Annotated in this window: 1 protein-coding gene and 1 pseudogene; both read right to left on the reverse strand. The window is 48.7% G+C overall.

Annotated features, from left to right (window positions below; translation table 11 throughout):
• Positions 1-135: pseudogene (locus tag R8N47_RS27535) on the reverse strand (adenosylcobinamide-GDP ribazoletransferase); the annotation flags it as partial.
• A gap of 44 nt (positions 136-179) precedes the next feature.
• Positions 180-554: nicotinate-nucleotide--dimethylbenzimidazole phosphoribosyltransferase (locus R8N47_RS27540; RefSeq protein WP_318186405.1), on the reverse strand; the 375-nt coding region annotated here is incomplete at its 5' end.

Below are 554 nucleotides of genomic sequence, written 5' to 3' on the forward strand. Positions count from 1 at the left end.
GCAAAGCACACCAAGAATCACACCAACCAAGGCAAAATTTCGCCCGGCTTGGTCCATACGCTCTTCGCTGTAAGGTAAGTCACTTGGTACAGGCAAGCGGCTAAAAAAGCTCACAGCCAAGAGGAATAGCTCCATTTGATAGCGTAGCGTTGCTTGTCTTGAACTTTTTGACTCAGACACTAAACCGTCACTCCCGCACTCTCAAAACTGGCCATTTTATTATAGAACTGCGCAGCGGCCTTCAATAGCGGCAATGCCAACGCAGCACCTGTTCCTTCACCGAGGCGGAGCCCTAAATCCAGCAAAGGTTCGGCTTTTAATGACTCCAACACAAACTTGTGTCCGTTTTCTTCTGAACGATGTGCAAACAGCATGTAGTCACGTGTTTCTTCGTCTAGTAACGTGGCAACATACGCCGCGACAGAGACAATAAAACCATCGACAAGCACTGGCGTTTTTAAACGCTTCGCCTCAAGGAACGCCCCGACCATCTGTACGATTTCAAATCCACCAACTTGCGATAATACGGCTTTGGCGTCTAGACCTCGACAACG

Source organism: Vibrio sp. 2132-1 (assembly GCF_033344315.1).